An 11,513-nucleotide genomic window follows, 5' to 3' on the forward strand; every position below is an offset into this window, starting at 1 on the left:
CCGGCGCCCCCCGCGGGGCGCCGGTCCGGTGGCGTCGTGGGCAGCCCCGGTCAGCCGCCGCACTGGCAGGGGGCGCCCGACTGGCAGCCGCACCCGCAGCCCGAACCGCAGCCACAGGCACCGAGCACCGTCAGATGGACCACTTCAGCGGGTGTCTCCTGCTGCGGGTCGGGTGTGGGGGAGTCGGCCATCGTTCCTCCTCTAGGACGTACATCCAGGCGTACGGCAGGGCCGCACGACCGACAGCGACGTACGACCGGGGCGTGCCACCAGGCGTACCGCCTGCCGCCCCATCCCATTCATGCCCACTCCGGCCGCCCCATCAACGGCGCACGGACGGCGCATCCAAGGCACACCCGCGCAAAACGCGCGGTCTCCTACCCGCTACGCGCCCTCTACCGACGTCGCATTCTGGATGTCGTCCGCGTGTTCACCCGTCACCAGATAGACGACCCGCTTGGCGACCGACACCGCGTGGTCGGCGAAGCGCTCGTAGTAACGGCCGAGCAGCGTCACGTCGACCGCGGTCTCGATGCCGTGCTTCCAGCGGTCGTCCATCAGGTGCTGGAACAGCGTGCGGTGCAGCAGGTCCATCTCGTCGTCGTCCTGCTCCAGCTGGAGCGCCAGGTCGACGTCCTTCGTGATGATCACTTCGGCGGCCTTGGCCATCAGGCGCTGCGCCAGCTGCCCCATCTCCAGAATGGTGGCGTGCAGGTCGTGCGGCACCGCCGACTGCGGGAAGCGCAGCCGGGCCAGCTTGGCCACGTGCTGGGCCAAATCGCCCGAGCGCTCCAGGTCGGCACTCATCCGGAGCGACGTGACCACGATCCGCAGATCGGTCGCCACGGGCTGCTGGCGCGCGAGGAGGGCGATCGCCCGCGCCTCCAGGTCGTGCTGGAGGTCGTCGACCTTCTGGTCCGCGGCGATCACGCTCTCCGCGAGCTTGAGGTCGGCGTCGAGCATGGACGTCGTCGCCCGGCCGATCGCCGACCCGACGAGCCGGGCCATCTCGACGAGGCCCTCTCCGATCGAGTCGAGTTCCTCGTGGTAAGCGTCGCGCATGGAAGTCCCTCTCCAGTCCTCACTAAGGCCGGGGCCAGATTTGAACCCCACGCTCTCACCCTGTGGGGCGTACGCGTCCGGATCCGGCCGACCAAGTGAACCAACCCTTGCTCCTCGGTGAACTCTGGGCGACGAGTGTTCGAGTACGCACTCGGACGGCTGGGAGAGCACTGCCGCACCTGCTTAACCTTGAGGTATGGACGTGAACGCGGCGGTCGCCGCAGCTGCAGCGATCGCCGGGTTGTGTACCGGTGTGATCGCCATGCTGGCGTTCCGCTGGAGCGAGCGCGACCAGAAGAAACCCACGCGCACGTCCCTGCGGCCCGACAGCAACGGGGCACTGCCCCCCGGGGTCGACACGGTGCTCTCCGTGCTCTCCTCCTCCGCGGTCGTGCTCGACGAGAGCGACAGTGTCGTCAAGGCCAGCTCCGCCGCGTATGCGCTGGGACTGGTCAGGGGCGGCCGGCTGGCCGTCGAGCCCATGCTGCACATGGCCAGGGACACCCGCCGGGACGGTGAGATACGGCAGGTCGAACTGGACCTCCCCCGGCGCGGTACGGGCCGGGGCGACGCTCTCGCAGTCTCGGCACGGGTCGCCCCGCTGGGTTCCCGGCTGGTGCTCCTGCTGGTCGAGGACCTCACCGAGGCCCGTCGTATCGAAGCGGTACGACGCGACTTCGTCGCCAACGTCAGCCATGAGCTCAAGACCCCGGTAGGAGCGCTCTCGCTGCTCTCCGAAGCCGTCATGGACGCGTCCGACGACCCGGAGGCGGTCGAGCGGTTCGCGGGCCGGATGCAGATCGAGGCGACCCGGCTGACCAACCTCGTACAGGAACTCATCGACCTCTCCCGGGTGCAGAACGACGACCCGCTGGAGGACGCCGAGCCGGTCCGGGTCGACGAGCTGGTCGCCGAGGCCATCGACCGCTGCCGGCAGCAGGCCGGCGCGAAACAGATCACCATGGCCGCCGGCGGCACCGCGGAGCTCCGGATCTGGGGCAACCGCGGCCAGCTCGCCGCGGCGCTCGGCAATCTCGTGGAGAACGCCGTCAACTACAGCCCCGCCCGCACCCGCGTCGGCATCGCCGCGAGGCGCCTGGCCGTACCGGGCGGGGACCAGATCGAGATAGCCGTGACCGACCAGGGCATCGGCATCTCGGAGAAGGACCGCGAGCGGGTCTTCGAACGCTTCTACCGCGTCGACCCGGCCCGCTCACGGGCCACCGGTGGCACCGGTCTCGGCCTCGCCATCGTCAAACATGTGGCCGCCTCGCACGGCGGGGAGGTCACGGTCTGGAGCTCGGAGGGACAGGGCTCCACCTTCACCCTGCGGCTGCCCGAAGCGGGCTCCGCACGGGACCGAGACCGTACATCGGGCGGACCGCTCATCGTCAACGGTGACGACGGGACCTACCGGACCGCCGACCCCGACACTCTCGAACCATTTCCTGCCCCGGAGGTCCTCCCGTGACCCGAGTGCTTGTCGTCGAGGATGAGGAATCCTTCAGCGACGCCCTGTCCTACATGCTCCGCAAGGAAGGCTTCGAGGTCGCGATAGCGGCCACGGGCCCCGACGGGCTCGACGAGTTCGAGCGCAACGGCGCCGACCTCGTCCTCCTCGATCTGATGCTGCCGGGCCTGCCCGGCACCGAGGTCTGCCGCCAGCTGCGCAGCAGGTCCAACGTCCCCGTGATCATGGTCACGGCCAAGGACAGCGAGATCGACAAGGTCGTCGGCCTGGAAATAGGGGCCGACGACTACGTGACCAAGCCGTTCTCCTCGCGGGAACTCGTCGCCCGCATCCGCGCGGTTTTGCGGCGCCGCGGGGAGCCGGAGGAGGTCACCCCGGCCGCCCTGGAGGCGGGCCCGGTCCGGATGGACGTGGACCGCCACGTCGTCACGGTCGCCGGCGGCAAGGTCGACCTCCCGCTCAAGGAGTTCGACCTGCTGGAGATGCTGCTGCGCAACGCGGGCCGGGTGCTGACCCGGATGCAGCTGATCGACCGTGTCTGGGGCGCGGACTACGTGGGCGACACCAAGACCCTCGACGTCCACGTCAAGCGCCTGCGCGCCAAGATCGAGCCCGACCCGGGGGCGCCGCGCTTCCTGGTGACGGTGCGGGGCCTGGGGTACAAGTTCGAGCCGTAAACCCCGGGTCCGTACGGCAGGCTGCCGGGCGGAGCACATACGACGGAGGCGCCTCCCGCTCGGGAGGCGCCTCCGTCGTGCGTGTCCGCGGACGTCACTCGGCCGGCTGCGAGGCCGACGCGGCGTCCGTCGGGCCCTCCGCTCCGAGCGACTCGGACGGGTTGCCCGGCGTCGCGGATCCGGACGGCGTCGCTGCGGGCGTCTCGGACGGCACCGCCGGCAGCGAGCTCGGGCCGAAGCCGGTGAAGTAGCTGGTGGCCGGGACGACGAACACGCCGAGCGGGACCTCACCGGTCCTGCTGAACTTGAAGACGACCGACTGCACGTTGCCGTTCTGCGCGGCCTCGCGGCCGTTCTCGATCACGGCGGCGGCATTGCCCTTGCCGCCGATGACGACCTTGCCCCCGGCCGGGACGACGATCGGTCCCGCACCCTTGGCGGCGTGCAGCTGCACCGCCGCGCCGGTGCCCGGGAGGGTGATCGAGTCCAGCGTCTGCTGCGCGACGCCGTTGTTGAACAGCGTCGCGGTGACGACGGCCGGGCCCTTGGCGTTGCGCTCCGGCTGGGTGACGATGTTCGCGTTCTGGATCTGGATGTCACCGATGGTGGTGGCAGCGTTGTCCGGCTTGATTTCGAGCGTCTGCGCGTCATTGCCGGCACCACACGCGGAAAGTGCACCGATCGAGATCACGATGGCAGTGGCGGCAAGGGCGCCGCGTCGAAGGCTGCGGCTCACGGCTGCGGCAACTCCTTGAACGTACGGACTTCACGGACGGGAGGGGCGAGCGGCGTAAAGCCGCCCTAAGGGTGTGTCAGCGGGCTTAGGTTACCGAGCCGTCGTCCCCGCCCCGCACCCGACCCGCCCCTACGGGCCCCGGGCATCACGTGCCGTGACCGCAGCCAGGTCCCGATCGGCCGGCACGCCGCCCCGCCCCCGCGATTCGTGTGCTGTTCACATAACAGGCTTGATCAATTCCTCGGACCGTGGCGTATTCCTTGCGCATAATCTCCGCGATCCCCGACCGTTGATCAATTCTATTGGCCATCGGGACTTACGTCCGTACGGGTGATCGATCTCCGAACGGAGTATGGAAAGTTCACCATCTGGAATCCGGCAAAACGGGACGTTCGGCCACTTCGGAGGGGGTTCGAGCGTGTGTGACGTACGTGTTTCACCCCACCCGTACAGCCGCTCCGACCTGCGATTACCGCCTTCCCGATCCCTTCCGCAGCACGTTCGTGTTGCTGTTGTCAAGCCCCGAGATATGCCCTGACCTGCGAAAACGTCATTCAGGAGAAGCTGTTCTCGTGTTACTCTTGATAGCCACGGAAGGGGTACCTGTCACATGACGTTCAAGGTTGGCGACACCGTGGTCTATCCCCATCACGGGGCCGCGCTGATCGAGGCTATCGAAACTCGCCAGATCAAAGGCGTGGACAAGACCTACTTGGTGCTCAAGGTCGCCCAGGGTGACTTGACGGTTCGTGTCCCGGCGGACAATGCCGAGTTCGTGGGCGTGCGCGACGTAGTCGGGCAGGAGGGCCTGGACCGGGTCTTCGAGGTGCTGCGCGCACCGTACGCCGAAGAGCCGACGAACTGGTCCCGGCGCTACAAGGCAAATCTGGAGAAGCTCGCCTCCGGCGATGTCATCAAGGTCGCCGAAGTCGTTCGCGACCTGTGGCGTCGTGAGCGTGAGCGCGGACTCTCCGCAGGTGAGAAGCGCATGCTTGCCAAGGCTCGCCAGATCCTGGTGAGCGAGCTCGCTCTCGCGGAGAACACGAACGAGGACAAGGCCGAGGCTCTGCTCGACGAGGTTCTCGCGTCCTGACCCGGATCGCACCGGTCGTAAATAGATGTGCCGCGGTGCCCGCTGACCAGCCGTATTCACGGTGTGTCGTCGGGCGCTGCGGCATGTCCGGATTCGGATCCGGCTATCCCGTCCATACTTTGCTCGCGATCTTGTAAAGCCGACCCCGAACAGCCGCTGCGGCTTGCTCGAACTCGACCGGGTGTCACGGAAAGGGTCCCGGCCGAGTCAAGGCGTCGCGCCCGGCTCGCTTGTGGCCATACCCATGTCGGCCGTGGAAACAAACATGCTGATGCTTCGGAGTGCAACCGATGTCTGATCAATCGCGTCCGTACCGCACCGCCGCGGTGATTCCCGCCGCCGGCCGAGGCGTACGGCTCGGCCCGGGCGCCCCCAAGGCGCTCCGTGCGCTGAGCGGCACGCCCATGCTCATCCACGCGGTACGGGCCATGGCGGCGTCCCGGTCCGTCTCCCTCGTCGTCGTCGTCGCCCCGGCGGACGGCGCGCCCGAGGTCAAGAACCTGCTGGACGAACACGCCCTGCCCGAGCGCACCGACTACCTCGTCGTGCCGGGCGGCGACACCCGCCAGGAATCGGTCGGCCTCGGCCTCGCCGCGCTCCCGGAGGACATCTCCGCCGTCCTCGTCCACGACGCGGCACGCCCGCTGGTGCCGGTCGACACCGTGGACGCGGTGATCGAGGCCGTACGCGACGGCGCGCCCGCCGTCGTCCCCGCGCTGCCGCTCGCCGACACCGTCAAGGAGGTCGAGCCCGGCGCCCCCGGCGACCCGGAGCCCGTGCTCGGCACGCCCGTACGGGCCAGGCTGCGCGCCGTGCAGACCCCGCAGGGCTTCGACCGGGACACTCTCGTCCGCGCCCACGAGAGCGTCGCCGTCGACGGCGACGGCGCGACCGACGACGCGGGCATGGTCGAACAGCTCGGGGAACCCGTCGTGGTCGTACCCGGGCACGAAGAGGCATTCAAGGTGACCCGGCCGCTCGACCTGGTGCTGGCCGAGGCGGTTCTCGCGCGCAGGAGGGCGAACGATGGGTTCTGAGCACGCGCCCGTGATTCCGCAGGTCGGCATCGGCACGGACATCCACGCCTTCGAGGAGGGCCGCGAACTGTGGTGCGCGGGCCTGCTCTGGGAGGGCGAGGGCCCCGGCCTCGCCGGCCACTCCGACGCCGACGTCGTGGCGCACGCCGCCTGCAACGCGCTGTTCTCGGCCGCCGGGCTCGGCGACCTCGGACAGCACTTCGGGACGGGGCGCCCCGAGTGGTCCGGCGCCGCGGGCGTCACGCTGCTGACCGAGGCGGCGCGGATCGTACGGGCCGCGGGGTTCGAGATCGGGAACGTCGCCGTACAGGTCATCGGCGTACGACCGAAGATCGGCAAGCGGCGCGACGAGGCGCAGAAGGTGCTGTCGGCTGCGGTGGGCGCCCCGGTCTCGCTCTCGGCCGCCACGTCGGACGGGCTCGGGTTCACCGGCCGTGCGGAAGGGCTCGCGGGGCTCGCGACGGCGCTGGTCTACCGGGTGGGCTGACCGTGCGGGGCCCCTGGGCGGGGTGGGTCCGTTGCGTGGTGCGGTGCCCCTGGGCGGGGTGGGTCCGTTGCGTGGTGCGGTGCCCCTGGGCGGGGCGGGGGCGTTGCGTGGTGCGGTGCCCCGGTCCGGGGTGGCCGGTTCCGTCCTCAATCGCCGGACGGGCTTGATGGGTGCGTCTGGGCCCTGGTGGCATGGTCGCCTGCCGTGGTGGGTGGTGGTCCGGGGCCTTTCCGGGGTGTCTCCTCGGGCGACGGACGTTCGGCGGGTACGTGGGGGAGCTCGGGTCTTTGTCCGTCGCCCTGCGGGGACTCCCCTGCACGGCCCCGGACCGGCCGTCGCGCGTCAGCGGCCGGTGTGCGCTGCTGTCAGGGCCGCCGGGTGGTGGGCGCGGGTGATGCCCGGGTGGGGCCGTGCGGGGGGGGTCCCCCCAGGGGCCGGCGTACGTGCCGGGTTCGGGGCCCCGCCCACCACCCACCGCACAGTGCGGCGGCGCCCCCGGGACACACCGAAAATCCAGCCCGTCCGGCGATCGAGGACAAAGACGCCAGGCACTTTCGGACGCGGACAACACGAACTTGTTCCGCTAGCCCCAAGGGGGCACTGTGCACAGGTGCGGGCCCACTACCCTTGAGGGGTGACTATTCGCCTGTACGACACCAGCGCCCGGCAGATCCGTGACTTCGTCCCGCTCATGGCGGGCTGTGTCTCGATCTACCTGTGTGGCGCGACCGTCCAGGCCGCCCCGCACATCGGGCACATCCGGTCCGGGCTGAACTTCGACATCATGCGCCGCTGGTTCGCCTACCGCGGCTACGACGTCACGTTCATCCGGAACGTCACCGACATCGACGACAAGATCATCGGGAAGTCGGCCGAGCAAGGCCGTCCCTGGTGGTCGATCGGGTACGAGAACGAGCGCGCGTTCAACGACGGCTACGACGCTCTCGGCTGCCTCCCGCCCACCTACGAACCGCGTGCCACCGGCCACATCACCGAGATGATCGAGATGATGCGCGGCCTCATCGAGCGCGGTCACGCCTACGAGGCCGACGGCAACGTCTACTTCGACGTGCGGTCCTTCCCCGGCTATCTGGAGCTCTCCAACCAGGACCTCGACGACCTGCGCCAGCCGTCGGGCGAGGGCGAGACCGGCAAGCGCGACCAGCGCGACTTCGCGATGTGGAAAGCGAGCAAGCCGGGCGAGCCCAGCTGGGAGACCCCGTGGGGTCGCGGCCGCCCCGGCTGGCACCTGGAGTGCTCCGCCATGGCGCACAAGTACCTCGGCACCGCCTTCGACATCCACGGCGGCGGCATCGACCTGATCTTCCCGCACCACGAGAACGAGATCGCCCAGGCGAAGGCCTTCGGCGACGAGTTCGCGAAGTACTGGGTGCACAACGGCTGGGTCACCATGTCCGGCGAGAAGATGTCGAAGTCGCTCGGCAACTCGGTGCTGGTCAGCGAGATGGTCAAGGCGTGGCGGCCCATCGTGCTGCGCTACTACCTCGGCACCCCGCACTACCGGTCGATGATCGAGTACAGCGAGGAGGCACTGCGCGAGGCGGAGTCCGCGTTCGCGCGGATCGAGGGCTTCGTCCAGCGGGTCATCGAGAAGGCCGGCGGCGAAGTCGTGGCCGCCGCCGAGGTGCCGCCCGCGTTCGCCGAGGCGATGGACGACGACCTGGGCGTCCCGCAGGCGCTCGCGATCGTCCACACCACGGTCCGGCAGGGCAACTCCGCGCTCGCCGCCGACGACAAGGAAGCGGCGGTCGCCAGACTCGCGGAGGTCCGCGCGATGCTCGGCGTCCTCGGCCTCGACCCGCTCGACGAACAGTGGGCGGGCGAGAGCGACCGCGGTGACGATCTGCACGGGGTCGTCGACACGCTCGTACGCCTCGTCCTGGACCAGCGCCAGTCGGCCCGCGACCGCAAGGACTGGCCCGCCGCCGACGCCATCCGCGACCAGCTCAACCAGTCGGGCCTCGTCATCGAGGACAGTCCGACGGGCCCCCGGTGGACGCTCGGCCCGCGCCAGTAGTCCGCCCATGTGCCGCCCGGCGTTCCGGGCGGCACACTTTCACTTACATACGCATGTCTGAAGCAACGAAACAGGTAGGTCATGGCCGGGAACAGCCAGCGCAGGAACCGCCGCACGTCCAACAAGAAGGGCATGCAGGTCGGCAGCGGCGGTAACCGACGCCGTGGTCTCGAAGGCAAGGGACCGACGCCGCCCGCCTCCGCCCGCAAGGGACACAAGAAGAACCGGATCGCCGGCGCCCAGGCGAAGCAGGCCGCGGCCCGTCGGCCCGCCCCGCGGCGCGGCGGCGCCAAGGGCACGTCCGAGATGGTTGTGGGCCGCAACCCGGTCTACGAGGCGCTGCGCGACGGCGTCCCGGCGACCACCCTGTACGTCCAGCAGTACATCGACAACGACGAGCGGGTGCGCGACGCGCTCCAGCTCGCCGGCCAGCGCGGCAACATCAACCTGATGGAGGCGCCGCGCCCCGAGCTCGACCGGATGACGAACGGCCTGAACCACCAGGGCCTCGTCCTGCAGGTCCCGCCGTACGAGTACGCGCACCCGGAGGACCTCACCGCCGCCGCGTACGACAACCACGAGGACCCGCTGATCGTCGCCCTCGACGGCGTCACCGACCCGCGCAACCTCGGTGCGATCGTCCGCTCCGTCTCCGCGTTCGGCGGCCACGGCGTGGTCGTGCCGGAGCGGCGTGCGGCCGGGATGACGGCGGGCGCCTGGAAGTCCTCCGCGGGCACGGCGGCCCGTACGCCGGTCTCCCGGGTGACGAACCTGACGCGCGCCCTGGAGGGCTACCAGAAGGCCGGGATCACCGTCGTCGGCCTCGCCGCGGACGGTGAGCACACCGTCGAGGACCTGGACGCCCTCGGCGGTCCGGTCGTCATCGTCATCGGCAGCGAGGGCAAGGGCCTGGGCCGTCTCGTCGGCGAGACCTGTGACTACCGGGTCCGCATCTCGATGCCGGGCGGCGCGGAGTCGCTGAACGCCGGTGTCGCCGCGGGCATCGTGCTGTACGAGGCGGCTCGGCGCCGCGCCTGACCGGGACGACTCCCGGACGGGCCCGGGACCGGCCCGTCCGGGAGCCCGCGCTGCCGGACGGCGGCGCAGGGCTCCGACCTCGGCAGACGTGTCGGCACCGACCGCCGCGCACACCCCGGCCTCCGCACCGCCCGGGTCTATTGACGGGTCTCGGACACATCGGGGCCGTCAAGGCAGTGTCCTAATCACACATCACTCGGTTAGATGAGTGTGGACACCAGAACGCCTCGGTTCGACGAACTACCCGCCCTGAGCATGGCCAAGGTGGACTGCGACCCAGCGCAGGTCATCGTCAACCACGCCAGCTTCCGGGTGCAGCTCGCCCCCGGCCAGCGCGCACGGGTGCGCGGCGCCGCCCCCGCGGGGTCCGTCAGGGTCCCCGCCATGAGCGGCAGCGGGGCGGGACGCGGCAGGCGCTCGCCCGTCGTGTGGAGCGGCAGGTCCGCCCCCGGCGACCCCGGCGCCACCGGACTCCTCCAGGCCGTCCGGAACTCCAGCGCGGTCGGCCTCGACAGCGGGTACGGCCCGTACGGCGACGAGTTCGACGCCGGCTCGGGCGCCACCCAGGTCCTCCCGCGCCTGGACGAGACCCAGCCCACCCCCGTCATCCCAGCCCCCCACCGCTCCGGCGGCCGCCACGGCAGAGGCCCGCTGCTTCCCCCGATGCGACAGGCGGTCGGCGCGTACGACGCCGTCGACACCGGCGCGTACGACCATGAGCCGTACGAGGACGACGAGTTCGACCAGACCGTCGGGAGCAGGTCGCAACGGCACAGCCCCGACACCGTCCGCCACGCGTACTACCCCGGACGCCGGATGAACCTCGGGGTCGTACTCCTGCCGATGCGGGTGTTCCTCGGCTTCATCTCCATCTACGCGGGCATGGGCAAACTCTGCGACCCCGTCTACTTCGACGGCGGCGAGCGCGGCTCCATGGTCAAGTGGCTTACCTCGCTGCATCCTTGGGGACTCGCCGAACCGCTGCGGGACTTCGCACTCTCGCACCCGGTCGGCGCCGGACTCACCGTCGCCTTCCTCCAGGTCATCGTCGGCGTCCTTACCGTCCTCGGCCTCTGGCAGCGGGTCGCCGCCTCGGTCGGCGCCCTGCTCTCCGCCGCGCTGCTGGTCACCGTCAGCTGGCGGACCGTCGCCGTCTACGACACACCGGACATCATCTACCTCGCCGCGTGGAGCCCGCTCGTCATCGCGGGCGCCCCCGTCTACTCCGTCGACGGGCGCCTGGCCGGCGAGGCATGGCGCAGGCTCGGCCCGCGCTCCGCGATCTGGGACCTGCGCCGCCGGGTGCTGCGCCGCGGCGCCGCCGTCGCCACCGTCGTCGTCGGACTCACCCTGCTCATCGGTTCGATGCTCGGCGGCGCCGTCCGCTCCTCCGAGGTCGTCACCGTGCCCGGACCGAACGACAACCCGACCAACCAACTGCCCGGCTCCCCGCTCCCGCAGGAGTCGGGCAAGGGCAGGGCCTCGCGCAGCCCCGCCGGACAGAAGCCCTCCCCGTCGCGTTCCAGCGCCGCGGCCACGCCCTCCGCACAGGCGTCCACACCGGGCACGGACAGCGTCCGCGAGTCCGGCCGGGCCGCCGGCTCCGGCGCCGGACAGCCCAGTCAGACCCAGGGCACCGGGCAGCAGCCCCCGCAGCGGACGACCCCGCAGCAGCCCCCGACGACCAGCGCCGGACCGAGCTCCTCCGGCTCCACCGGCACGGGCGGCGGCTCCACCGGTGGTGGTTCGACCGGCGACGGCTCCACGGGCTCGACCTCCGGCGGCACGTCGGGCGGCGGCCGCAATCCGATCGGCGGCCTGCTCGGCTGAACGGCACGCCACGCGGGGAGGGGCGGTCACCGGAACTCCGGCTG

At 70.7% G+C, this 11,513-nt stretch carries 11 protein-coding genes; 8 read left to right on the plus strand and 3 right to left on the minus strand.

Going from position 1 to position 11,513, the window contains the following annotated elements:
* Positions 1–50: 50 nt before the first annotated feature.
* The gene (locus ACFU6I_RS45730; RefSeq protein WP_384379678.1) at positions 51–191 is read right to left on the minus strand and encodes a hypothetical protein; all 141 of its coding nucleotides are present in this window, start codon (positions 189–191) and stop codon (positions 51–53) included.
* 193 nt (positions 192–384) lie between these two features.
* A complete protein-coding gene (gene phoU / locus ACFU6I_RS45735) occupies positions 385–1,062 on the minus strand; it encodes a phosphate signaling complex protein PhoU (protein ID WP_384379681.1) in 678 nt (225 codons plus the stop codon).
* A gap of 196 nt (positions 1,063–1,258) precedes the next feature.
* On the opposite strand from phoU, the gene ACFU6I_RS45740 reads away from it, so the two are divergent.
* Complete coding sequence (locus ACFU6I_RS45740; protein WP_384379684.1) at positions 1,259–2,533, plus strand: sensor histidine kinase; 1,275 nt, start codon at positions 1,259–1,261, stop codon at positions 2,531–2,533.
* The gene (locus ACFU6I_RS45745) at positions 2,530–3,210 is read left to right on the plus strand and encodes a response regulator transcription factor (RefSeq protein ID WP_072487966.1); all 681 of its coding nucleotides are present in this window, start codon (positions 2,530–2,532) and stop codon (positions 3,208–3,210) included. Before ACFU6I_RS45740 ends, ACFU6I_RS45745 begins: the two co-directional genes overlap by 4 nt.
* 94 nt (positions 3,211–3,304) lie before the next feature.
* On the opposite strand, the gene ACFU6I_RS45750 is transcribed toward ACFU6I_RS45745, so the two are convergent.
* Entirely contained in the window at positions 3,305–3,946 is a 642-nt protein-coding gene (locus ACFU6I_RS45750) for a DUF461 domain-containing protein (protein ID WP_384379687.1), read from the minus strand.
* Positions 3,947–4,556: 610 nt separating this feature from the next.
* Between ACFU6I_RS45750 and ACFU6I_RS45755 the strand changes: the two genes are divergently transcribed.
* The 6 genes from ACFU6I_RS45755 (at position 4,557) to ACFU6I_RS45780 (ending at position 11,469) form a co-directional block, all read left to right on the plus strand.
* Positions 4,557–5,039, plus strand: a complete 483-nt coding sequence (locus ACFU6I_RS45755; protein WP_006380568.1) for a CarD family transcriptional regulator — start codon at positions 4,557–4,559, stop codon at positions 5,037–5,039.
* A 290-nt stretch (positions 5,040–5,329) separates the two neighbouring features.
* Entirely contained in the window at positions 5,330–6,076 is a 747-nt protein-coding gene (ispD, locus tag ACFU6I_RS45760; RefSeq protein WP_384379690.1) for a 2-C-methyl-D-erythritol 4-phosphate cytidylyltransferase, read from the plus strand.
* Positions 6,066–6,563, plus strand: a complete 498-nt coding sequence (ispF, locus tag ACFU6I_RS45765; RefSeq protein ID WP_037692876.1) for a 2-C-methyl-D-erythritol 2,4-cyclodiphosphate synthase — start codon at positions 6,066–6,068, stop codon at positions 6,561–6,563. The genes ispD and ispF overlap by 11 nt, the downstream gene beginning before the upstream one ends.
* Before the next feature lie 634 nt (positions 6,564–7,197).
* Entirely contained in the window at positions 7,198–8,601 is a 1,404-nt protein-coding gene (gene cysS, locus ACFU6I_RS45770) for a cysteine--tRNA ligase (RefSeq protein ID WP_384379693.1), read from the plus strand.
* A gap of 81 nt (positions 8,602–8,682) precedes the next feature.
* Positions 8,683–9,639 carry a 23S rRNA (guanosine(2251)-2'-O)-methyltransferase RlmB gene (rlmB, locus tag ACFU6I_RS45775; protein ID WP_384379702.1) on the plus strand — a complete coding sequence of 319 codons (957 nt, stop codon included), beginning with the start codon at positions 8,683–8,685 and terminating at the stop codon, positions 9,637–9,639.
* 204 nt (positions 9,640–9,843) lie between these two features.
* Positions 9,844–11,469 carry a DoxX family membrane protein gene (locus tag ACFU6I_RS45780; protein WP_384379705.1) on the plus strand — a complete coding sequence of 542 codons (1,626 nt, stop codon included), beginning with the start codon at positions 9,844–9,846 and terminating at the stop codon, positions 11,467–11,469.
* The last annotated feature ends 44 nt before the right edge of the window (positions 11,470–11,513 follow it).

Origin of the sequence: Streptomyces sp. NPDC057486 (assembly GCF_042802415.1) — a bacterium.
In the GTDB taxonomy this organism is placed as follows: Bacteria; Actinomycetota; Actinomycetes; order Streptomycetales; family Streptomycetaceae; genus Streptomyces; species Streptomyces yanii.

Bases quoted from the DNA above. Each gene is read 5' to 3' on its own strand.
- ACFU6I_RS45730 (WP_384379678.1), bottom strand. From the start codon at position 191: ATGGCCGACTCCCCCACACCCGACCCGCAGCAGGAGACACCCGCTGAA.
- phoU (WP_384379681.1), bottom strand. From the start codon at position 1,062: ATGCGCGACGCTTACCACGAGGAACTCGACTCGATCGGAGAGGGCCTC.
- ACFU6I_RS45740 (WP_384379684.1), top strand. From the start codon at position 1,259: ATGGACGTGAACGCGGCGGTCGCCGCAGCTGCAGCGATCGCCGGGTTG.
- ACFU6I_RS45755 (WP_006380568.1), top strand. From the start codon at position 4,557: ATGACGTTCAAGGTTGGCGACACCGTGGTCTATCCCCATCACGGGGCC.
- ispD (WP_384379690.1), top strand. From the start codon at position 5,330: ATGTCTGATCAATCGCGTCCGTACCGCACCGCCGCGGTGATTCCCGCC.
- ispF (WP_037692876.1), top strand. From the start codon at position 6,066: ATGGGTTCTGAGCACGCGCCCGTGATTCCGCAGGTCGGCATCGGCACG.
- rlmB (WP_384379702.1), top strand. From the start codon at position 8,683: ATGGCCGGGAACAGCCAGCGCAGGAACCGCCGCACGTCCAACAAGAAG.
- ACFU6I_RS45780 (WP_384379705.1), top strand. From the start codon at position 9,844: ATGAGTGTGGACACCAGAACGCCTCGGTTCGACGAACTACCCGCCCTG.